Source organism: Streptomyces noursei (assembly GCF_001646665.1).
GTDB lineage: Bacteria > Actinomycetota > Actinomycetes > Streptomycetales > Streptomycetaceae > Streptomyces > Streptomyces lavendulocolor.
On record NZ_LWBU01000158.1, the window covers coordinates 185,522 to 206,586 of the forward strand.

Annotated in this window: 18 protein-coding genes and 1 tRNA gene; 9 read left to right on the plus strand and 10 right to left on the minus strand. The window is 74.5% G+C overall.

Annotated features, from left to right (window positions below; all coding sequences use genetic code 11):
* Positions 1–25 precede the first annotated feature (25 nt).
* The 6 genes from A4V12_RS12930 (at position 26) to A4V12_RS12955 (ending at position 6,114) form a co-directional block, all read left to right on the plus strand.
* Complete coding sequence (locus A4V12_RS12930) at positions 26–1,138, plus strand: Ldh family oxidoreductase (RefSeq protein ID WP_064069447.1); 1,113 nt, start codon at positions 26–28, stop codon at positions 1,136–1,138.
* Positions 1,135–2,523, plus strand: a complete 1,389-nt coding sequence (locus A4V12_RS12935) for a Gfo/Idh/MocA family protein (protein ID WP_199831269.1) — start codon at positions 1,135–1,137, stop codon at positions 2,521–2,523. The genes A4V12_RS12930 and A4V12_RS12935 overlap by 4 nt, the downstream gene beginning before the upstream one ends.
* A complete protein-coding gene (locus A4V12_RS12940; protein ID WP_064069448.1) occupies positions 2,520–3,209 on the plus strand; it encodes a phenylalanine--tRNA ligase beta subunit-related protein in 690 nt (229 codons plus the stop codon). The genes A4V12_RS12935 and A4V12_RS12940 overlap by 4 nt, the downstream gene beginning before the upstream one ends.
* 147 nt (positions 3,210–3,356) lie before the next feature.
* Positions 3,357–4,856, plus strand: coding sequence for an anthranilate synthase component I family protein (locus tag A4V12_RS12945; RefSeq protein ID WP_064069449.1), 1,500 nt, complete (start codon positions 3,357–3,359; stop codon positions 4,854–4,856).
* Entirely contained in the window at positions 4,853–5,479 is a 627-nt protein-coding gene (locus A4V12_RS12950; protein ID WP_064069450.1) for an anthranilate synthase component II, read from the plus strand. Before A4V12_RS12945 ends, A4V12_RS12950 begins: the two co-directional genes overlap by 4 nt.
* Positions 5,422–6,114 (plus strand): flavodoxin family protein, encoded by a 693-nt coding sequence (locus A4V12_RS12955; protein WP_064069451.1) that lies wholly within the window; start codon positions 5,422–5,424, stop codon positions 6,112–6,114. The genes A4V12_RS12950 and A4V12_RS12955 overlap by 58 nt, the downstream gene beginning before the upstream one ends.
* Positions 6,115–6,148: 34 nt before the next feature.
* Here the strand turns inward: A4V12_RS12955 and A4V12_RS12960 are convergent, their stop codons facing one another.
* The 8 genes from A4V12_RS12960 to A4V12_RS12995 form a co-directional block, all read right to left on the minus strand.
* Positions 6,149–7,477, minus strand: a complete 1,329-nt coding sequence (locus A4V12_RS12960) for an amidohydrolase family protein (RefSeq protein ID WP_079137011.1) — start codon at positions 7,475–7,477, stop codon at positions 6,149–6,151.
* Complete coding sequence (locus tag A4V12_RS12965) at positions 7,467–8,210, minus strand: hypothetical protein (protein ID WP_064069452.1); 744 nt, start codon at positions 8,208–8,210, stop codon at positions 7,467–7,469. Before A4V12_RS12965 ends, A4V12_RS12960 begins: the two co-directional genes overlap by 11 nt.
* Entirely contained in the window at positions 8,207–9,619 is a 1,413-nt protein-coding gene (locus tag A4V12_RS12970; RefSeq protein WP_064069453.1) for a phenylacetate--CoA ligase family protein, read from the minus strand. The genes A4V12_RS12965 and A4V12_RS12970 overlap by 4 nt, the downstream gene beginning before the upstream one ends.
* Positions 9,620–9,737: 118 nt before the next feature.
* Positions 9,738–10,358: a phosphoribosylanthranilate isomerase gene (locus A4V12_RS12975; protein ID WP_064069454.1), complete on the minus strand. Its 621-nt coding sequence runs from the start codon at positions 10,356–10,358 to the stop codon at positions 9,738–9,740.
* A gap of 47 nt (positions 10,359–10,405) precedes the next feature.
* Positions 10,406–11,668: an MFS transporter gene (locus A4V12_RS12980; protein WP_064069455.1), complete on the minus strand. Its 1,263-nt coding sequence runs from the start codon at positions 11,666–11,668 to the stop codon at positions 10,406–10,408.
* On the minus strand, positions 11,655–12,941 hold the full coding sequence (locus A4V12_RS12985) for an ATP-grasp domain-containing protein (protein WP_064069456.1): 1,287 nt from the start codon (positions 12,939–12,941) through the stop codon (positions 11,655–11,657). Before A4V12_RS12985 ends, A4V12_RS12980 begins: the two co-directional genes overlap by 14 nt.
* A gap of 75 nt (positions 12,942–13,016) precedes the next feature.
* Positions 13,017–14,240 carry an ATP-grasp domain-containing protein gene (locus A4V12_RS12990; protein ID WP_064069457.1) on the minus strand — a complete coding sequence of 408 codons (1,224 nt, stop codon included), beginning with the start codon at positions 14,238–14,240 and terminating at the stop codon, positions 13,017–13,019.
* Complete coding sequence (locus tag A4V12_RS12995) at positions 14,237–15,271, minus strand: Gfo/Idh/MocA family oxidoreductase (protein ID WP_079137012.1); 1,035 nt, start codon at positions 15,269–15,271, stop codon at positions 14,237–14,239. The genes A4V12_RS12990 and A4V12_RS12995 overlap by 4 nt, the downstream gene beginning before the upstream one ends.
* A gap of 333 nt (positions 15,272–15,604) precedes the next feature.
* On the opposite strand from A4V12_RS12995, the gene A4V12_RS13000 reads away from it, so the two are divergent.
* The 3 genes from A4V12_RS13000 to A4V12_RS13010 all read left to right on the plus strand — a co-directional run bounded on the left by A4V12_RS13000 (position 15,605) and on the right by A4V12_RS13010 (position 20,076).
* The gene (locus A4V12_RS13000) at positions 15,605–17,083 is read left to right on the plus strand and encodes an MFS transporter (RefSeq protein ID WP_064069459.1); all 1,479 of its coding nucleotides are present in this window, start codon (positions 15,605–15,607) and stop codon (positions 17,081–17,083) included.
* Positions 17,084–17,290: 207 nt separating this feature from the next.
* Positions 17,291–18,583 (plus strand): alpha/beta hydrolase, encoded by a 1,293-nt coding sequence (locus tag A4V12_RS13005; RefSeq protein ID WP_064069460.1) that lies wholly within the window; start codon positions 17,291–17,293, stop codon positions 18,581–18,583.
* Positions 18,580–20,076, plus strand: a complete 1,497-nt coding sequence (locus A4V12_RS13010; protein WP_064069461.1) for an FAD-dependent monooxygenase — start codon at positions 18,580–18,582, stop codon at positions 20,074–20,076. Before A4V12_RS13005 ends, A4V12_RS13010 begins: the two co-directional genes overlap by 4 nt.
* A gap of 68 nt (positions 20,077–20,144) precedes the next feature.
* Here A4V12_RS13010 and A4V12_RS13015 read toward each other — a convergent pair whose 3' ends face one another.
* A complete protein-coding gene (locus A4V12_RS13015; RefSeq protein ID WP_064069462.1) occupies positions 20,145–20,753 on the minus strand; it encodes a hypothetical protein in 609 nt (202 codons plus the stop codon).
* An 84-nt stretch (positions 20,754–20,837) separates the two neighbouring features.
* Positions 20,838–20,910 (minus strand) — tRNA-Arg (locus A4V12_RS13020).
* Positions 20,911–21,065 lie beyond the last annotated feature (155 nt).

The following is a 21,065-nucleotide window of genomic DNA, read 5'->3' on the forward strand; positions in this document are numbered from 1 at the left end:
TCCCCCTCACGGAACAGGACCCGCCATGACCGTCACCGTCCCCCTCACCGAGCTGACCGCCTTCGTCCACCGCACCCTGCGCGCCTGCGGCCTCGACGCCGACGCGGCCCGCACCGCCGCCGACGTCATCACGTACGCCGACGCGCACGGCTTCACCACGCACGGCACGAACGGGCTGGTGAACATCTACGCACCACGCCTGCTCGACGGGCGGATCGCCGCCGACGCCGCCCCCCGCGTCGTCCAGGAGACCAGCGCCACCGCCCTGCTCGACGGCGACCGGGGACTCGGCCTGGTCACCATGGACCTGGCCATGGACATCGCCATGGACAAGGCGCGGCAGACCGGCATCGGCATGGTCGCGGTGCGCAACAGCACCCACTTCGGCAGCGCCGGCTACTACACCCAGCGCGCCGCCACGGCCGGCCTGATCGGCCTGGCGATGACGAACTGCGGCGCACAGGGCGTCGCACCCCCACTCGGCGGCACCGTGCGGATGCTCGGCACCAACCCGCTCAGCGCGGCGGTGCCGGTGACCGACGGCGCGCCGTTCGTCCTCGACATGAGCACCACGGTCGTCGCCACCGGCAAGATCAAGGCGGCGTACAAGGAGGGCCGCCAGGTCCCGGCGGAGTGGCTGGTGCGCCACGACGGCACGCCGACGACCGACCCGGCCGCGTTCATGGACGAGGAGGCGGACGTCGCCTGGCTCGGCGGCCCGGCCGCCACCGGCGGGGCCAAGGGCTTCGGCCTCGCCCTCCTGGTCGACCTGCTGTGCGGCCCGCTGGCGGGAGCCGCGTACGGCCCGAGGCCCGGTGTGCTCACCGGCGAACCGGCCACCGACGACAACGTGGGCCACACCGCGATCGTGATCGACCCCGCGGCGTTCGGCTCCGCCCGGCACATCGCCGCCGAGAACCGCACCCTGCTGGACACCGTGGCGGGCTCGCCCGTCGCCGCCCACGCGAACGGCGTCACCTACCCCGGCGCCCCCGAGGCCGCCCGCTACGAGCGGTCCGTCCGCGACGGCGTCGAACTGCCCGGCCCGGTCGCCGAGGGCCTGGTCCGGCTCGCCGAGCAGCTGTCCACCGACGCCCCGGCCGCGCTGACCCGCCACGTCCTGGAGGTGACGGCATGAGCACCCGCCCCGCCGGCCACGGCGCCCCCCGCCCGACCACCACCACGACGACGGACAAGGACCTCGGCACCATGCGCATCGGAGTCATCGGACTGGGCGTGATCGCGCCATTCTTCCTCTCGGCCGTCGAGGACGACCCGGCCCTCAGCCTCACCGCCGTCTGCGACCTCGACACCGCCAAGCTCACCGGATTCGCCCCGTCGGTGACCACCTTCACCGACCACCGCGCACTCCTCTCGTCCGGCCTGGTGGACGGCGTGGTCATCACCCTCCCCAACCACGCCCACGCGCCCGTCGTGGCCGACGCCCTGCGCGCCGGGATCCACGTGTGCTGCGAGAAGCCGCTCACGGTCACCTCCGAGGACGCGTACGGGCTGATGGCACTGGCCGAGGCGTCCGGCACCACCCTCTTCACCGCCTTCCACCGCCGCTACAACACCCATGTGCTGCGCCTCGCCGGCGAACTGCCCGACCGCGCCGACATCTCCCACGTCACCAGCCGCTACCAGGAGCGCATCGAGGAGCACACCGGCGAGGACCGCTGGTACCAGGACATCGACCGGTGCGGCGGCGGCTGCGTCATCGACAACGGCCCCAACGCCCTGGACGCCCTGGAGACCGTCCTCGGCCCGCTCGCCCTGCGCGACGCGACCATCGGGGACGTCCGCGCCGGGGTCGAGTTCTGCGCGGCGCTCGACCTGGTCACCCCCGACGGCATCCCGGTTGCCGTCGACCTCGACTGGGCGCTGGAGACCGGGGAGCGCAAGGACATCACCGTGCACCTCAAGGACGGCCGGGTGCTGCACGCCGACATGCTGGAGGGCTTCGAGGCGTTCAAGTCGTCGCTCGACCACGAGTACGCGGGCATCATGGCCGAGTTCCACCACGTCGTCCGCGACGGCCGGGCGGAACCCGACCGCGGCCCGCACATCGTGGACCTCGTCGAGGAGGCCTACGCCATCGGCCGCGTCAAGGAGACCCGGCTGCGGATGGCCGCCAAGGAGCCGGTGACGGCCCGCCTGGTCAAGCTCCTGTTCCACCGGCGCACCGACCGCGGCATGGTCCTGTCGCCCTGGGAGTCGCGGTGCGTCCGCGCCGGCGACGTGCACGAACTCGTCACCACCACCGACCGCCCGGCCGCGCCCGGCGACCGGGTCGACCACGTCGGCTTCCTCGGCTTCGCCGAGTTCCCCGCCGGCGCCGTCGTCGAGAGGGGCGACACGGTGCTGGGACCCCGGGGACCGATCGGCACCGTGGCCGGATTCGACGAATGCCACGCCCCCAACCACTACAACATCCTCATCGACACCGACCGGGTCCTGACCGCCGAGGACCTCGACCTGCACACCACGGACACCCTCACCTTCTCCGGAGGCACCCAGTGACCGCCACGGGCCCGTACCGCACCGCCACCTTCCACCGCATCGACGTCTCGCCCGACGCCCGCGCCGTGATGCCCGGCGTCCACGTCCTCACCCTGGAGGCCGACGTCACCGCCGACCCGGCCGCCCTCGCCGCCGCCACCGACGACGCGTGGGGCGCCGCGCACGCACAGTGGCACGGTGCCAGCCGCGCCGAGGTCCGCGCCGCTCCCCGCGTCGCCGCCTACCGCGAGCTGAGCCGGCTCCTCGGCACCCACCCCGACAAGCAGCCGCCGTCGGTGCAGGCCCTCGTCGACCGCGGCCTGCGCGGCAAACCGCTCGGCTCCTGGCCGCGCATCAACCCGGCCGTCGACGCGGTGAACGCCGTCGCGGTGCGCACCCTCGTCGCGCTCGGCGTCTTCGACCGCGACAGGCTCGCCGGCGACGTCACGCTGCGGCTGACCGACGGCACCGAGGAGTTCACCGCGCTCGGCGCCGACGGCCCCGCCACCCTCGGACCCGGCCGGCCGGTGCTCGCCGACGACGAGCGGGTCCTGTCGCTGTTCGCCCACCGCGACGGCGTCCACCAGGCGGTCACCGCCGGCACCCGCCGGGTGCTGCTCCTGGCCTGCTCGGTGCCCGGCGTCGACCAGGACGCCTGCCGTGACGCGCTGCTGGAGGCGGCGGCGCTGCTGGGCGGGACGCCCTAGTCCGGCAAGTGGTCTGCCCCCGTGCGGGGCCGGTGGTCTGGGCCGGGTGAGGGGCCCGTTGGTTGGCTTGCGGTACGCCGCCGACGAGGCGCTCCGCCGCCGGGACGGGCGGTGGGACACCGACCCAGTACCGAAGGATCACCCACGATGACCGTGACCGCTGCCGCACCCGGTGCCGCGCCGCCCCTGGCGGGCACCGAGCCCCTGCCGGTGAGCGTGACGGGGGCCGAACTGCCGCCGCACGCACCGCTCGCGCTCTGCACCCGGCTGCGCGACCTGCTGGGCGAGGAGCAGGTCTTCCTCTTCGAGAGCCTCGCCGGACCCGGCCAGGACTGCCGCTGCGCGGTCGTCGGGGCGGACGTGCTCGTCAGGATCACGGTGCGGGACGGACAGGTGTCCGTCGACGGCCTGCCCGGCCTGGTCGCGCACGTCGAGTCCCTCGCCGCCCGCTGCCCCGGCGGCCCCTGGGAACTGCTGAGGGCCCTGAACGGCTCCTTCGCCGTACGGACCGGACTGCCGCTGGACGCGTACTCCTTCGGGTTCCTCGCCGTGCTCGGCTACGAGGCGGCCTGGTACATGGAGGAACTGCCGCCGCGCGCCCCCGGCGGGGCGCCGGAGATCACCCTGACGGCCTTCCGGCACACGGTCTGGTACGACCTCGCGGACGGCGGCGCCCGCCACGTGCGGGCCGAGTCCGCCGCGTTCGGCGGCACCGGGCCGCTCGGCGACGACCTGACGGACCTGGTGCGCGCCCTGCCCGCCGGGGAGGACGACGGCGGACCGCCGCCGCCCGCGCCCCGCCCGGTCTCCGTCCGCCCCACCGTCCGCCGTCAGGAGTTCACCGAGCGCGTGGAGCGCTGCCTGGAGCACATCCGGGCCGGTGACGTGTACCAGATCCAGATCGGCCACCGCGTCGACGTCACCACACCGCTGCCGGTGCTGGACGCCTACCGCCGCCTGCGGGAGGTCAACCCGTCGCCGTACATGTACCTGGCGCCCTGGGCGGGCCGCACCCTCGTCGGCGCCAGCCCCGAGCTGCTCTTCCGCATCGAGGGCCGGCGGCTGACCATGCGCCCCATCGCGGGCACCTCCGCCCGCGCCGCCGACCCGGCGGAGGACGCCCGCCGCGTCGCCGCCCTGCGCGCCGACGAGAAGGAACGCGCCGAGCACATCATGCTGGTCGACCTGTGCCGCAACGACGTGGCCCGGGTGACCAGGCCCGGCACGCTCGCCGTCGACGCCATGATGACCGTCGAGCGGTTCGCCCGCGTCCACCACCTGGTGTCGACGGTGAGCGGCGAACTGGCGGACGGCGAGGACGTGTGGTCCGCGCTGCGGGCCACCTTCCCGGCCGGCACCATGACCGGAGCGCCGAAGGTACGCGCCATGCAGCTCATCCACGAGATCGAGCGGCGCCCCCGGGGCGCCTACGCGGGGGCGATCGGCCTGCTCGACGTACGCGGCCACGCCGCGACCCTCGCCCTGTGCATCCGCACCGCCGTCCACGACGCCGCCACCGGGACGTACGCGCTGCAGGCATCGGCCGGTGTGGTCGCCGACTCGACGGCGGACGGCGAGTGGCGGGAGACCCTGGTCAAGATGGGCACGGTCTGCACCGCCCTGACCGGTGAGGCGCTGACGGCATGAGAGTCCTCCTCGTGGACGCCCACGACAGCTTCGTCCACATCATCGACCACTACCTGCGCGAGCGCGGCGCCACGACCGAGGTCGTCCGGTCCCGCACCCGTACCCCCGACGAGCTCGCCGCCACCCGGCCCGACGCGGTCGTGCTGGGGCCCGGACCCGGCCACCCCGCCGACTCCGGACACGTCGAACTGGTGCGCCGGTTCGCCGGCCGCGTACCGCTGCTCGGGGTGTGCCTCGGGCACCAGGCCATCGGCCTCGCCCACGGCGGGCGCGTGGAGCGGGCCGCCCGCACCGTGCACGGCAAGACCAGCCGCGTCGACCACGACGGCACCGGCGTCTTCGCCGGGCTGCCCGAGCACACCGCCGTCACCCGCTACCACTCCCTGGCCGTCGCCGACCCGCTGCCCGGCGAACTCGTCGTCACCGCGCGCGCCCGGGAGGACGGCTGCGTGATGGGACTGCGCCACCGGGAGCTGCCGGTGGAGGGCGTGCAGTTCCACCCGGAGAGCATCACCACCGACACCGGGCTCCGGTTCATCGACAACTTCCTCGGAGGGACACAGAGATGGGCATCCAGCCGCACGACAGCCACAGCCACGGTCACGGCCCCTGGGCGACGATAGCCGCCCTCAACGGCTCCGAACGCCCCGACGGACTGACCGGGCGCGTGCTGCGCGTCCTCGCCGGCGCCGCCGCCGAACACGGTGTGCACCTCGACGTGATACCGCTCGCGGAGTACGACATCACCCCCTGCGGGCCCTGCGGGGACTGCAACCTCCGCCCCCTGCCGTGCGCCCTGGACGACGACACCCCGGCCCTGGTGGACCGGCTCATCCGCGCGGACGGAGTGCTCTACGCGGCACCGGTGCACGGCTTCGGACTGGCCGGGGTGATGCAGAACTTCATCGAGCGGGCCGGCGTCGGCCACCTCCGCTTCGAGCGGCCCCTCGCCAACAAGGTGGCCGGCGTCGTCGTCACCGGCCGCCGCTACAGCCACGACCGGGTGTACGGACAGCTCGTCGACAACGTCCTGCTCAACCGCATGATCCTGGCGGGCGCGGGCTTCCCCGCCTTCATCCACGACCAGTTCGCGCCCGGCGAGGACCACGAGGGCCTGACGGCCGCCCGCGCCCTGATCGACCGCATGGTCGACATGCTGCGCGTCCTGCTCCTCCCGCACGGCGGCCGCGAGGACACCGCCCGCCTGCTGTCCCTGCCCCGCAACGAACGCGCCGGGCTGCTCACCCCGGTGGGATGAGCGGCCCGGCACGGCGCGGGACGCGGCGACCGGCTCAGGCGGGCGTCAGGTGCCCGTCGCGCACGGCCGCCGGGACGGCGGACGACGACGGTGACGGCGACGGAGGCGCCACCGGACCCGCCACATGACGCCCGCCGATCAGCACCGACCGCAGGGCCCCGCGGTCCTGGAGCACCGTGAGGTCGGCCGCCGGGTCCCGGTCCCACACCACCAGATCGGCCAGCCGCCCCGGCGCGACCACACCGGCGTCGCCGCCCCGGCCCGCCAGCTCCGCACCGTTGGCGCACGCCCACTTGATCACCGTCTCGGGGGCGATCCCGGCCCGCTCCACGTACATCACCAGCTCGTCGGCGTACGTGCCGTGCGGCGTCCAGGCGAAGCCGAAGTCGTCACCCGGCACGATCTTCAGCCCCAGCCGCTCCGCCTTGGGCAGGAAGCGCAGCGTGTTGGCGATCTCGTCCTTGAAGTCCAGCGCCTCCAGGTAGTCGGGCGCCTTGCCGAACCTCTCGCCCAGGGCCAGCAGCCGGTCCGGCTGGAACAGGCTCGGCACCACGAACACCCCGCGCTCGGCGATCAGGTCGAGGGCCGCGTCGTCGGCGTACGTGGCGTGGTCGATGACATCGACCCCGGCGGCCAGCGCGTTGCGGATGCCCTCCAGGCCCCGCGAGTGGGCCCGCACCCGGGCGCCGCGCCGGTGCGCCACCTCCACGACCGTCGTCAGCTCCTCACGGGTGAACAGCAGCTCGTCGGAACGGGCGTTGGGGAAGGTGTCGTCGCCCGACGAGAACACCTTGATGATCTCCGCGCCCTGGTCGATCTCCTCCTCCGTGTACGTCACCAGGTCGCCGAGCACGTCGACGACCGGCATCAGCTCGCGCGGCATCCGCTGCTTCAGCTCGGGGCTGCGCCGCCCGGGCGGCCCGGAGACCATCAGGTCCCGGCTGCACGGGGTGATGCGCGGCCCGCGGATCACCCCCGCCTCGACGGCGTTCTTCAGCGCCATGTCGATCCCGGCCACCGAGCCGGCGCCGACGAACGCGGTGTAGCCGCACTCCAGCAGCCCGGCGCAGTGCCGCGCCGCGTGCAGGGCCGCCTCCGGCACCCGGTACTTGAACAGCGTCTCGCGGCCCGTGGTGACGTCGGCGTACGCGATGTGCGTGTGGCCGAGCGTCATGCCCGGCATCACGGTGGCGCCGCCCAGGTCCCAGCGGACGAAGTCGCCGTCCGACGGCGCCTCGGCGGCCGGCAGGAGGGCCTCGACGCGGTCGCCGGCGACCAGCACGGACCGGGCGGGCAGCGAGGCGCGGCCCAGCCCCTCCTGGACGGTGACGTCGTGCAGCAGCAGTCGTCGGTCAGCGGTCACGGTACGGGGCTCCTGACGTGTGCTCGGCGGACGGGACGGGGCGGGCGGAACGGGACAGCACGGCCGGGCCGAAGACCATCCACACCATGGGGACGCCCGGCCGGGACACCTGGAACCGCAACCGGTGCGCGGAGCGCCCCGGCTCGTTGGTGATGGCGGCGTCCGCCCGGCCCGCGGCGACGAGCCGCGCGGCGTGCATGGTGGACTCGGCCGGCACCCAGACGATCTCGTACCGGCCGCGCCCGCCCTCGGCGCCGTCGAGCAGCTCCACCAGGCGGCGCGTCTCGTGCAGCGTGGCCAGCCGCAGCACCCCCTCGTGCAGGGACGGCCTGCGGGTGGCGATGCCGTACTCGGGCGTCGGCGTGGAGAACGTGGCGTCCAGCCGCAGCTGCGGCGACCAGAAGAACCGGGTCGCGCACTCCGCGGCACCCGGCACCAGCGCGTACGCCGGCCCGCCGCGCGCGCCGGTGGCGGCGAGCAGCTCCTCGAAGGAGTCGTACGGCACCGGCACGATGTCCGGCCCGCCCAGGTGCGCCAGCCGGTGACCGAGGCGTTCCAGGGCGACCATCGACGTGGTGCCCTCCGGACCGAGGGTCCCCACGCGCATCCGGCCGGGCCGCAGCAGCGGCGAGCCGGGGATGCGGGCCGGTTCCCACAGGACGGGGAACGGGGTCGGGTCGCGGTCGGCCCCGCCCGGGGCGGCCGGTCCGGCGTGCAGCAGGTGCTCGGTCATGCGCGGTGCCCCCGTGCCCCGGCCAGCCGGCGGGCGGCAGCCGTCTCGTGGTCGACGGCGGTGCGGCGGTCGTGGATGCGGGCCGCCTTCCAGCTGACGAACGCGCCGGTGGTGGTCACCGCGTCCAGCTCGTCGAGGAACTCCACGCGGCAGCGCACCCCGAGCGCGCCGGCCACCCGGTCCGCGTGCGCGGCCTGCCGCACGGGATCCGGCCCGCCGGGCAGGTCCAGGCGTACGGTCAGCACGTCGTCGCCGTCCTCGTCGCGGTCGATGACCACCTGGTAGCCGAAGCTGTGGTCGATCCGGTCGAGGACGGCCCGCTCCACCTGCCAGGCCTGGAAGCTGCGGCCGCCGAGCACCAGCCGGTCACGGGTGCGGCCGACGACCCGCACCACCGGGCCCCGGATGCCGCAGCCGCAGTCGTTGGGCGCCAGCTCCACCAGGTCGCCGGTGCGGTAGCGGATCAGCGGCTTGATGCCGTCGATCAGCATCGTGATCACCAGCTCGCCCGTGCCGTACGGGCCGAGGTCCGCGCCCGTGTCCGGGTCGACCAGCTCGGTGAGGTAGTTCGGCCTGGCCAGGTGCAGCCGGCCGCGCGCGCAGGCGGAGGCGATGACCAGCGACTCCTGCGCGCCGTACAGCGCGTTGTAGGTGCGGGCGCCCCACGCCTGGTCGATCTGGCGGGCCAGGTCCGGGGTGCACATCTCCCCGGTGACGAGGAAGACCTTCACGGCGAAGTCCCGCCGCGGGTCGAGCCCCTGGGCGCGCGCCGCCTTCGCCAGCGACAGCGCCACGTTCGGGGTGCAGAACACCACGTCGAGGGCGAGGTCCCGCATCAGCTGGAGCGCCTTGGGGAAACCGATCACCGGGGAGTACGGCCAGATCTTCGCGACGGCCGAGCCCACGTTGCGGGCCACGTCGCCGAGCGTGTCGCCGAGCGAGTGGACCTCGGTCGGGCCCATCACGCCGACGCGCGGCGCCCGGTCGCCGAAGACGTCGGCGAAGATGTTCCGCCACCCCTCCGTCACATGGGCGTTGGAGGCGATCACCTCCCGCTGGTCGCGGGGGCAGGGGGTGGCCGGTCCGGTGGTGCCGGTCGTCTCGTAGAAGAAGCACGCCTCGTCGAGGTCCCGGCTGAGGATGTCGTGCATGGCCGCGCGCAGGTCGTCCTTCGTGGTGAAGGGCAACCGCGGCAGGTCCTCGGGGGTCAGCGCCGCGGCGTCCACCCCGGCGAGCCGCCGCGCGTAGAACGGCGAGCCCTGCGCGGCGAGCGCGACGACCCGGCGCAGCTGCTGCCCGGCCCACTCCCGCCACTCCTCCTCGGTCAGCTCACCGGCCACGTAACGGCTGTGCAGGGGCAGATAACGGTCCAGGAACGAGCGGTACTTCTCGGATGTGGGCAGCCACATGGATCCCCCAGGGCGAGTCGGGTGCGGTGGACGAGATGCCGTGCACGAAGTGCCCCGTACGCGTCCGGGAAGCGGCCATCCGATACTGCGACCCGCCCCGCGGCGTGCTCAATCCGACTTAAGAGGCAGGCGGCAGGCCGTTGGTGACAGCCTTCGCGGCGGTGACGAACCGCTCGATCAGCGCCGGGTCCTTCACGCCCCGGGCGCGCTCCACACCGCTGGACACGTCCACGCCCCACGGCCGCAGCGACGCCACCGCCTCCGCCACGTTGTCCGGGGCCAGACCGCCGGCGAGCATCCACTGCCCGGACGGCCGGCTGCCCAGCGCCGCCGGGTCCCAGCGCTCGCCCGACCCCGGCCGCGGCGAGTCGACGATCAGCAGGTCCTCCCCGTACGCCCCGGTCGTCAGGGGCGACCGCGCGGCCGGCGAGGTGGCGCGGATCAGCCGCAGGCCGTCGCCGCGCAGCGCCGCGAACGCCTCCGGCGGCTCCCCGCCGTGCAACTGGACGGTCCCGACGCCCGCCTCGGCGGCGGCGCGGCGCACCTCGTCCAGCGGCTCGCCGCGGAACACGGCCACGGTCGCGACGCCCGCCGGGACCAGGGCGGCCAGGGCGCGGGCGGTGGCCGGCGGGACCTGCCTCGGGCTGGGCGTCAGGACGAAGCCGACGGCGTCGGCACCGGCGGCCACGGCCGCCTCCACATCGGCGGGCCGGCTCAGGCCGCAGACCTTGACGTACACGTTCACTCCTCCGGATGGGTGGGACGCGCGGGACGCGGGACCGGCGTTCACGGCCGGTTCGCGGTGCGCGAGAACAGGAAGACCACGGCGCCCGCGCTCAGGCCGACGGCCGTCGCGAAGAGTGCCGCCCGCGGCCCGAGCACGGTCGCGAGCAGCCCGCCCAGCAGACCGCCCGCCGGGATCACCGCCCACGTCACGAACCGGAAGGTGGCACTGACCCGGCCGATCAGCTCGTCGGGCACGGTCGCCTGGCGCAGCGTAATCGAGTGGATGTTGAAGACCGCGATGCCGCAGCCGTTCAGGACGTACCCGCACACCAGGACCGCGAGGCCGGCGTCCGAGCGCGGGGCGAGCGGCAGCAGCAGCGTCGCCACCGACGCCAGCGCCATGCCGAGCACCATCGCCCGGCCCGTCCCCAGCCGGGCCCCCAGGCGCGCCGCCGCCAGCGAACCGCCCAGCGCGCCGACGCTGCCCGCGGCGACGACCATCCCCAGCCCGGCGGGCCCGAGGCCCAGCACCCTGATCCCGTACAGCGGGAAGACCACCAGGACCACGTCCCACAGCAGGTTGTACCAGGACGCGTGCAGCATGATCACCCGCAGCAGCCGGCTGCGCAGCGTCACCCGCAGCCCCTCCGCGATGTCCGCCCGCACCGACGTCCGCCCGGCGCGCCGGGCGGGGCGCTCCTCACGGGCGCGGATGCGCAGCAGCGTGCCCGCCGCGAACAGGTACGCCAGGCAGTCCACGAGGATGGCCACCGGCGCCGTGAGCAGCTGGATCAGCGCCCCGCCGAGGCCCTGCCCCGCGGTCTCGGCCACCGACCGGCTGCCCTGCAGCTTGCTGTTGCCCTCGACCAGCCGCTCCCGGGACACCAGGGTCGGCAGGTACGCCTGGTACGCCACGTCGAACTGGGCGGTGAGCACCCCGGTGGCGAACGCGACGGCGCACAGCGCCCAGACGCCGAGCCCCTGGGACCAGGCGAGCAGCGGCACCACGGTCAGCACGGCCGCCCGGCCCAGGTTGGCCCCGATGAGCAGCGGCCGGCGGCGCACCCGGTCGGCGAGCACCCCGGCGAACAGGGTGACGCACAGCACCGGCAGGTACTGGGCGGCGTTGAGCAGCCCCAGCTGGGCGGGGGTGGCGTCCAGCAGGACGATCGCGGTCAGCGGCAGCGCGAGTTCGGTGACCCGCGAGCCGAGCAGCGACACGGTCTGGCCGCCCCACAGCAGGCGGAAGTCCCGGTGGTGCCACAGGCCCCGCTCCGGGGCGCCGGGCCGGGCCGGGCCGGTGAGCAGCTCAGACGAGGACATCACGCACGTCCCGCCCCACGCCGGGTCCGTCGTCGGCCGGCTGCCCGGCGAGCGGGTGCCAGGTGATGCGGTACAGCTCCAGCGTCCGCCGGATCGCGGCCTCGACCAGCTGTGCGCTCGGCGCGCTGAACCGGAAGGTGCCCGCCGTGTGGACGGCCCCGCCGGTGCCGCTGAGCACCGCGCCGGGCGGCGGCAGCGTCTCGCCGTACATCGCCGGCACCCGGTCCACCAGCGACGGCACCTCGTCGACGACGCAGGGACGCACCGGGGGCTCGGGCATCATCAGGTAGCCGGCGACCGGCCCGTCCAGGTCCATCACCCCGGTCTTCGGTACGTCGCCGATCTGCACCAGCGCCGAGGCCGCCACCAGGTCGACCCCGTACACCTCGTCCCACACGACCCGCACCTGCCCGCCGCCCGCCCGCGCGCCGACCTCCAGGAACACGATCTCGTCCCCGGCGCCGTCCCCCCGCCCCTCGACGCGGAACACCTCCAGGTGGAACACGTCGTCGGTGATGCCGAGCGCCGCGCACACCCGCTCGGTGAAGGCGGTGACCCGCCGCTCGAAATCGCGGTCGTCGTTGGCCACGGAACTGAACGCGGTGCCCGTCGCGAAGTCCAGGCAGCTGCCCCCGCACCGCCAGCTGCGCAGGGTCAGCAGCTCACCGCCGGCCATGACGCCGTCGACCTGGTACAGCACCCCGTCGACGTACTCCTCGCACTGCGCGTCGCCCAGCTCCGCGCCGTCCAGCAGCTCCTCCAGCCGGTCCGCGTCGGGCACCACGTGGACGCCCTGGCTGTCGGCTCCGGCGCGCGGCTTGAGGACGAACGGGTAGCCGTGCCGCGCGGCGAAGTCCCGCACCTCGGCGGCCGTGGGGGTGGCCCGGAACGCCGGCACGCGCAGCCCCGCCGCCTCGACGAGGCCCTTCATCACCACCTTGTCGCGCACGGCGGCGACCTCCCGGGGCCCCCGCCCGGGGACGCCGAAGCGCTGCCGCAGCTCGGCCGCGAGCTCCAGGTCGAACTCGGAGAGCGCGAGGACGTGGGTGAACGGGCCGTGCTCGGCGACGAGTCCGGCGGTGTGCCGGACGGCCTCGGCGGTGTCGGACAGGTCGGGCAGCACCCGGATGTCCTCCGCGAGCGCGGCGTCCAGCGGCGCGCGGCCCTCCGGGGTGGTCAGGTAGGCGACGCGGTCGGAGGTGTGGTCGAGGTAGCGGTGGTACTCGGCGAACGAGTTGGTCCAGCGGTTGACGACGAGGATGTGGCGGTCCACCAAGGTCTCCTGAGGGGTCGTGGCGGTGGCGTACGGGGGAGAGGGGCCGCGGCCGGGGGCGTGCGGGGCCGGGCGTCAGCTGAAGGTCACGGACAGGTCGGCCAGCCGCAGCACCCCCGCCGTCTCGACGTAGGAGTCGCCCGACGCCAGGACGTACCCGAGGCGCCCGGCCGAACTCCCGGGGTCGGGCAGGTCGCTGCCGGGCGGCAGCAGTACGCCGATCTCCCGGATCCGCGGGTCGGCCTCGATCAGCGGATCCACCCGGAACTCCTGGTAGCCGCTGAGCCCGGGCCGCAGGAAGTAGCGGATGCCCGCCCGGGTGTCACCACCGGCCGTGTCCGGCTCCGGGTTGGACAGCCCCAGGTAGCAGCGGAGCATGATCTCGTACAGGTCGGCGCCCCGCGCGAGCCGCAGCAGGTCCGGGATGCGGTCACCGGGCAGCCGGGCCGCGATCTCCATCAGCAGCGGGCCGCGCCCGGACATCCGCAGCTCCGCGTGGAAGGGGCCCATCCGCAGGGCCACGGCGTGCACGACACGGGTGACGTACTCCTCGATCTCCCGGGTCGGCGAGGGCTCCAGGCGCGCCGGCACGATGTGGCCGACCTCCACGAAGTACGGCTCCGGGCCCAGCACCTTCTCGGTGATGCCGAGGATGTGGACCCTGCCGTCCTCGACGTACCCCTCCACGCTGTACTCGGGGCCCTCGACGTACTCCTCCAGGAGCACCAGGCGCGGACCGCGCGGCCCCGACGGCCCGCCGCAGGACAGCGCCTGCCGGAACGCGGCCGACGCCTCCCGGGGCGAGGCGACCTTGCGCACGCCCAGGCTGCCCGACTGGTCCACGGGCTTGACCACCGCCGACGGCCCGAGCCGCGCGTACGCCGTCGACACGGCCCGCTCGCTGGAGACGATCCGGAAGGCCGGCTGGTCCAGCCCCGCGGCCTCCACGGCCCGGCGCATCCGGTGCTTGTAGCGCAGCGACTCCACGCCCTCCGGCGCGATGCCGGGCAGGCCGAGCGCGGCGGCGGTCCGGGCGGCCTGCGGCACGTAGTGCTCGAAGCCCGGCAGGACGGCGTCGAACGGGGTCTCCCGGTGCAGCGCGCGCACCGCGTCGAGGACCGCCTCCTGGTCGGAGGTGTCGGCCCGCACCACCCGGTCGGCCCGCGCCAGGACGTCGGCGGAGGCGCCGCGCGGATCGGTGCCGGAGGTCAGCACGGTCACACGGTGGCCGAGTTCGCACGCCCGGACCACCAGCTCCGCGCCGGACGAGCGGGGTTCCAGGATCAGGACGGCGCTCATGCCGCCTCCTTCGTCGTCAGCGGGGACCCGGCGGTCGCGGCGGCACGGGCGGCGTCGAGCAGCCTCATGGACTCCAGGTGCAGGGCGAGATCACTGCGCGGAGCGGGGCCCTCCCCTGCGAAGTGCGCGTACGCCTGGCCGATGAAGCGGGTCAGCGGGGCGTCCGCGACGACCTTGCGGACCGGGCGCCCGGCGATGCGGACCTGGCCGAAGTCGTCGTCGCCGCTGACCGGGTAGTCCGCGACGAGGGTGCCCTCCGTGCCGTGGACGTGCAGCCGGCGGCGGCGCACCGGCGACGCCAGGTCGGTGAGCAGGGTGGTGACGACCCCCGACGCGTGGCGCAGCCCCACCTCGGCACCGCCCAGCCACGGCAGGGGACCGGACGGCACCGGCAGGTCCCAGGCCCGTGCCCCGGTCAGCCCGGCCACCGGACCGGCGAGGTGGAGCGCCAGCAGCAGCTGGTGCGGCAGCTCCACCTCGAAGGCGCTGCCGTGGCCCCGGGTCTCCAGGGAGCGGCGGAACCGCGGCTTGCTCTGCTCCATGTGGTACGCGACCGGCTCACCGATCGTGCCGGCGGACACCATCCCCTCCGCGACCTCCGTGACCCGGCTCGCCGGCCACACGCTCATCGGCAGCACCACCGCCCCGGTGACCTCCACGAGGTCCACCAGGTGCGCGGCGTCCTGCGCGGTGGGGGCCAGGGGCTTCTCCAGGATGAAACGGCGCGCCCCCGCGCCCAGCAGCCGCTCCAGACACTCCAGATGGGCGTCCGGCGGCACCGTCACGTGGAAGACGGCGTCGGCGACCGCGTGCCCCCCGGCGCGCAGCGCGTCCACCGCGCCGCGTACGTCCGGCACCCAGCGGCCACCGGGGACATCGGCCGGGCGGGGATCGACAACGGTCACCGGCCGGTGTGCGCCGACCGCCTCGCGCAGGGCGCGATGATGCAGGTCACGGCCCGCCCGTCCATATCCGACGATGACGGAGCGGAGTTCCTCCCCGCTTTTCGAATTGTCCTTCGATGTCGTCATGGCAATGACCCTCGCAGAGTGCGGGATTGAGCCACCAGACCATTTCCGCGTACCCTCGCCAGTCCACTTAAGACCCTTCAAAGGTGCAGGACAAGGGGGTACTTTCCGCACAGGGAACACCTCGAACGGAACATCCCGTACCTCTGAAGTGACACCCGTCCGGCGGCCGTTGCGCACAGGAAATTCGCTACGGTTGAGCGGCTTCGACTTCTGTGGATCCCGGTGAATCCCGGTGTGATCACAGTGAATCCCGACGGATTCCAGTGAATCCCAGCGAATCCCAGAGAACCCCAGCGAATCCCGGCAGGCAAACGCTCTTGGAGGCGGAACGGAATGTCCCGACGCTTAAGCCCCATGTGGGCCGTCGTGGTCACCGCGGTACCGATGTTCATGGTGTCGCTCGACAACCTGGTGGTGACCAACGCACTGCCCGACATCAGCGAGACGTTCGACGTCGGCCAGGCCGAACTGCAGTGGGTCGTCAACGGCTACGTCCTGGCCTTCGCCGGCCTGCTCCTCGCGGCCTCGGCCCTCGGCGACCGGTTCGGCAGGCGGCGCGTCTTCGCCTGGGGCGTGGTCCTGTTCACCGTGTCCTCCGCTGCCTGCGCCCTGGCCGACTCGGCCGAACTCCTGGTCGCCGCCCGGGTGGTGCAGGGCGCCGGCGCCGCCGCCATCCTCCCGCTGTCCCTCACCCTCTCGGCGGCCGCCGTGCCCGAGGAGCGGCGCTCCATGGCCATCGGCATCTGGGGCGGCGTCAACGGCCTCGGCATCGCGGTCGGCCCGCTGGTCGGCGGCCTGGTCACCGAGGGCATCGACTGGCACTGGATCTTCTGGCTCAACCTGCCGATCGGTGTGCTCGCGCTGCCCGCGCTGCTCTGGGCGGTCAAGGAGAGCCGCGGCCGGGACGGCAAGGTCGACGTGGTCGGCGCGGCCCTCGTGTCGGCGTCCGTGGTCGCCGCCGTCTGGGCCATCGTCGAGGCGGGCGAGGCCGGCTGGGGCCGCCCCGCCGTCCTGGGCGCCCTCGCCTTCACGCTGGTCACCATGGCCGCCTTCCTCGGCTGGGAGGCACGCGCCGCGCACCCGCTCGTCCCGCTGCGCTTCTTCCGCAACCGGGCGTTCGCGCTGTCCAACCTGGTCTCGCTGACCATGTACTTCGGCGTGTTCGGCTCGATCTACTACCTGGTGCAGTTCATCCAGGGCCCCATGGGCTACTCGCCGCTGGAGGCGGGCCTGGCCACGCTGCCCTGGACCGCCGCCCCGATGATCGTCGTCCCGCTGGCCAGTGCCTTCGTCGACCGGATCGGCGGCGGGCGCCTGATGGCCGCCGGCTCGCTGCTCCAGGGCGCCGCCCTCGGCTGGATCGCGTACGTCGCCGAACCCGGCCTCTCCTACGCGCCGCTGGCCCCCGCGATGGTCGCCGCCGGCATCGGCATGGGCCTGGTCTTCGCGTCCAACCCGGTGGTGGTCCTCGCCTCGGTCACCGAGGACGAGCACGGCAAGGCGTCCGGCATCAACAACACCGTGCGCGAGTTCAGCGGAGCGCTCGGCGTCGCCGTCCTGACCACCGTCTTCCTGTACGCGGCCGGCCCCGCCGCCGACCCGGGCGGAACGGCCTCCGCGCAGGCGTTCGTCGACGGCATGCGCCCCGCGGTGTGGATCGGCGTCGCGGTGGTCCTCGCGGGCGCGGTCGGCGCGCTGTTCATCAGGCACCCCCGGCCCCCGGCGCGCACCGCCCCGGCCCCCGCAACGGCGGGGGAGGCGGACCGGCACCCCGCCGGCGACCGCCCGGAACCGGTCGCGGCGACCCGCTGACCCCGAGCCCGGCCGCCTCCCCCCTCACCCCGAGCACTTCACCCCCATGCCCCCCGCCCCCCACCGCCACCCGCATCCCCCGCGCACCCCCCATCCCCTTCGCACCCCCACCCCCCCACGCCTCACCCCCCTCACCCCTCGCACCCCCGTGAGACGCGACCACCCACCCCGCGCACCCTCTTCCGACTTCCGAAGGGATCCACAGGCATGCCCAACGACTCGACCCCCGCCCTCATACGGGAGGAGTACGGCCCGGTCCCGGGCGGCGTCCCCGGTGAGGCGCACCGGCCGCACGTCCTGCGCGTCGGACCGGCCGACGCGTCGACCGTCCTCGTCCTGCTGGGCGGCCGCGAGGGGTCGGCCGGGGTCTTCCGGCCCGCCGCCCGCCACCTCGCGGCCGAGGTCCCCGGCCTCCAGGTGTGGGCCGTGGACCGCCGCGAGCAGACCCTGTCCGACCTGTCCGGCTTCGACCTCGAACCGGACGAGGCCCGCCGCTACTACCTGGACGGCGAGTACCGGGCCCAGACCGCCGAGACGGCTCCCGACGCGGGCGAGTGGGGCCTGGCGGTGCTGCTGGACGACATCCGTGACACGGTCCGCGCGGCCTCGGACGGCGGTCGCCGGAACGTCGTCCTCGGCGGGCACTCGCTCGGTGCCGCCGAGGCCCTGCTGTACGCCGCCTGGGACTTCGACGGCCACCCCGGCCACCGCGACCTGGTGGGCCTGGTCGCCGTCGACGGCGGGGTGCACCACGCGTTCAGCGGTGCCGGCTTCTCCTTCGAGCTCTCCCTGGAACAGGCCAAGGGCTGGCTCCAGCAGACCAAGTCCGGCGGCTACTTCGAGAACGCGTCCAGCACGGGCGCCGGCTTCGGCGAACTGCCCGAGCTGGCCGCGCTCTGGTTCCAGCTCGCGGCCCTGCACGCGGTGAAGGACCCGGACGGGGCGTCCGAGCTGGCCGCCGTCGCGCCGGAGCCGTACCGCACGGCCGAGGCGCTCACCAACCGCGGCTTCTTCGGCCACCTGGTCGACGCCGCGATGCACCACCCGGGCTTCACGCTCACCACCGGCCGCCCCGACGGCGACGGCGGCTGGACCGACGACGGCCCCACCCCCCTGGACCGGGCCGCCGAGGCCTTCGCGGGCACCCGCCCCGGCGCCTGGGTCTGGTACACCCTCAACCGCCTGATGATCGACCTGGTGGCCTCGATCGACTACACCTCGGACGGCGACCTCGCCCAGCTGCTGGGCCTGCGCGTCCTGCACAGCAAGGACGTCGCCCTGCCCCTCTACGCGGCGCAGTCCGGCTTCTCCCGCGGCACGGTCGGCCAGGCCGCCGCCAAGGTCGTCGCCGAGTCGCGGATCGGCACCTTCGAACTGCACACCGACGAGTCCCTCTCCCACCAGGACCTGCTGCTCGCCACGCCCGAGCGGAACGTGCTGCTGCGCACCCTGCCCGCCTTCCTGGCCGGCATCACCGCCGCCGGCGGGGAGGCACGATGAGCGCCCTGGTCGTCGGAGCGGGCCCGGTCGGCCTGACGGCCGCGATCGAACTGCTGCGCAGGGACGTCCCCGTACGGATCGTCGACCGGGTCGACCGGCCGCACCCGCACTCCAAGTCGATCGTGCTGTGGCCGCGCGCCCTGGAGGCGTTCGCGCGCCTGGGCGTGGCCGACGAGATCGTGGAGCGCGGCGTGCGGATGAGCGCCCAGAACTACTACTCGGGCGGCCGCCGGACGCTCCGCCTCGGCTTCGGCAAGGTCACCGGCACGTCGTACCCGTTCGCCGTCTCGCTGCCGCAGCAGGAGACCGAGGAGGTGCTGCGCGGGGCGCTCGGCCGGCTGGGCGGCAAGATCGAGTTCGGTGTCCGGCTGACCGGCTTCGCGCAGGACGAGCACGGCGTACGGGCCGAACTCGCCGACTCCCACGCGGCCTTCACCCACGACACCGACTGGCTGATCGGCGCGGACGGTTCCCGCTCCACCGTGCGCGAGCACCTGGGGGTGCCCTTCGAGGGCGCCACCTACCCGCAGCAGTTCCTGCTCGCCGACGGCGAGTGCGACACGCCCCTCGCCCATGACGAGGCCCACTACTTCATGACACCGAAGGGCGTGCTCGTGGTGGTCGGGCTGCCCGGCGGCCTCTACCGGGTCTTCGTCAGCGTCGCGCCGAACGTGGACACCAGCGACCCGCTCGCCGTCATCCAGGCGGCCGCGACCGAACGCTCCCCGGTTCCGGTCCGGTTGGTGGGCGACCAGCGCACCGGGCTGTTCCAGGTCCAGCGCCGGCTCGCGGGCCGGCTGCGCCAGGGCAGGGTGCTGCTCGTCGGGGACGCCGCGCACATCCACAGCCCGGCCGGCGCGCAGGGCCTCAACACCGGCATCGAGGACGCGTCCGCACTGGCCTGGCGGATCGCCCGCGGCGGCCGGGGCCCGGCGGCGGCCTCGCTGGAACGGTGGGAACGGGAACGGCTGTACGTCGCCGAGCGGGTCGTCGCCGACACCGACCGGCAGACCCGGATGTGGACCCTGTCCGGGTGGCGCCGCACCGCCCGGGACCTCGGGTTCGCCGTGGGGCGGCTCACCGGCGTCACGGACCGCGTGGTCCCGGCGCGGCAGGCGCAGTTGGACCTGGTGCTGCCCGGCGCACCCGACCGCGCCGGCGACCTCCGCACCGGGGCCCGGCTGCCCGACGGGCCCCTGCCGGACGGCTCGACCCTGCACGACACGCTCCGCAGCGGCGGCCCCGCCCTCCTGGTCCTGGTCGGCGCGGGCGCCCCGGCCGCCGCCGAGCAGGCCCGCCGCTTCCTCGCCGCGGCGCCCACCGGCGGAGTCCACACCCGCGTGGTCACCGGCGGTCCGAAGCTCGGCCTGCGCGAACCCACGGCGGTGCTCGTCCGCCCGGACGGCGTGATCGACCTCATCGTCCCGCTCGCCGACGAACCCCGCCTGACGGCGGCCCTCCGCGAATGGGCCGCCACCGCCCCCACCCCCTGATCCCCGCCGGACCGCCGGGGCGGCCCCCACGCCGCCCGGCGGTCCGGCGGGCCCCCGCGGCGGACGGCCTACTCGCTCAACCCCACGACGCACCACCCGCGCCGCGCCGCTTCGGTCAGGACGTGTCCCCACTGCCCCAGGAGGTCCGCGAACGCGTCGAAGTCACCGACCCAGCCCCCGGGGGCCGCCGCGTGCGCGGCGAACGGCCCGCGCATCCGGTCGAGGTGGGGCAGGGCCCGCCCCCAGGCCGCGGCCAGCCGCCGCACGCCTTCCGGCGCCAGCGCGAGCAGCACGCCGCGGGCGTCCGGACCGAAGAACGCCGTGTCGGTGTGGTGCGCCTCGCCGTCCGGACCGTCCCAGACGAGTCCGCCGAGTACCTCGTCGACGGCGTCCCGCAGCAGGGGATCCACATGGTCGCGGACGCTCTCCCACCGCTGCCCGGCCCAGAAGTGCGCCTTGAAGGAGCCGAGGGTGTGCGCGAACTCGTACACGGCGAAACGGGCTCCGTCCGGCCCTCCCGGCCGCACCCAGCCCTCCTCGGCCACCGGCGCCCCGGGGTCCCACAGCCCCGTCCCGTCGTCGTACCAGGCGTCCCTCAACCGCGGAATCCGCCCCCGCGCCGGCACCCGCGCCAGCCACGAACGGTCGGCGACCAGCACGGTGATGTCGAGCCCCATGACGGGGAGGGTATCGATCCCGCGGCCCCCGGCATCAGGCGTGACCAGCAAAAAAGGCCCTCCACGAGGGAGGGCCCGGCAGTGCGCCCCCGGCAGGACTCGAACCTGCGGCCAAGCGCTTAGAAGGCGCCTGCTCTATCCACTGAGCTACGGGGGCCGGTGGTGGCCATGTGGCCTGGAGCCCCTGCTGGGTGGTTCCGTGACCTTGCCGGGGACAAGGATAGGGCTCCGATCGCCTTGACCCGGTCGCTTCGCCTGCGTGGCACGATGTGGAGGTTCGGTGAAGCAGACCGATAATCGCAGGCAGGTGCG

What these genes read in the sequence shown, in the direction of transcription:
- A4V12_RS12930 (WP_064069447.1), top strand. Translation starts at nt 26, where the DNA reads ATGACCGTCACCGTCCCCCTCACCGAGCTGACCGCCTTCGTCCACCGC.
- A4V12_RS12935 (WP_199831269.1), top strand. Translation starts at nt 1,135, where the DNA reads ATGAGCACCCGCCCCGCCGGCCACGGCGCCCCCCGCCCGACCACCACC.
- A4V12_RS12945 (WP_064069449.1), top strand. Translation starts at nt 3,357, where the DNA reads ATGACCGTGACCGCTGCCGCACCCGGTGCCGCGCCGCCCCTGGCGGGC.
- A4V12_RS12950 (WP_064069450.1), top strand. Translation starts at nt 4,853, where the DNA reads ATGAGAGTCCTCCTCGTGGACGCCCACGACAGCTTCGTCCACATCATC.
- A4V12_RS12955 (WP_064069451.1), top strand. Translation starts at nt 5,422, where the DNA reads ATGGGCATCCAGCCGCACGACAGCCACAGCCACGGTCACGGCCCCTGG.
- A4V12_RS12965 (WP_064069452.1), bottom strand. Translation starts at nt 8,210, where the DNA reads ATGACCGAGCACCTGCTGCACGCCGGACCGGCCGCCCCGGGCGGGGCC.
- A4V12_RS12970 (WP_064069453.1), bottom strand. Translation starts at nt 9,619, where the DNA reads ATGTGGCTGCCCACATCCGAGAAGTACCGCTCGTTCCTGGACCGTTAT.
- A4V12_RS12980 (WP_064069455.1), bottom strand. Translation starts at nt 11,668, where the DNA reads ATGTCCTCGTCTGAGCTGCTCACCGGCCCGGCCCGGCCCGGCGCCCCG.
- A4V12_RS12990 (WP_064069457.1), bottom strand. Translation starts at nt 14,240, where the DNA reads ATGAGCGCCGTCCTGATCCTGGAACCCCGCTCGTCCGGCGCGGAGCTG.
- A4V12_RS12995 (WP_079137012.1), bottom strand. Translation starts at nt 15,271, where the DNA reads ATGACGACATCGAAGGACAATTCGAAAAGCGGGGAGGAACTCCGCTCC.
- A4V12_RS13000 (WP_064069459.1), top strand. Translation starts at nt 15,605, where the DNA reads ATGTCCCGACGCTTAAGCCCCATGTGGGCCGTCGTGGTCACCGCGGTA.
- A4V12_RS13005 (WP_064069460.1), top strand. Translation starts at nt 17,291, where the DNA reads ATGCCCAACGACTCGACCCCCGCCCTCATACGGGAGGAGTACGGCCCG.
- A4V12_RS13010 (WP_064069461.1), top strand. Translation starts at nt 18,580, where the DNA reads ATGAGCGCCCTGGTCGTCGGAGCGGGCCCGGTCGGCCTGACGGCCGCG.
- A4V12_RS13015 (WP_064069462.1), bottom strand. Translation starts at nt 20,753, where the DNA reads ATGGGGCTCGACATCACCGTGCTGGTCGCCGACCGTTCGTGGCTGGCG.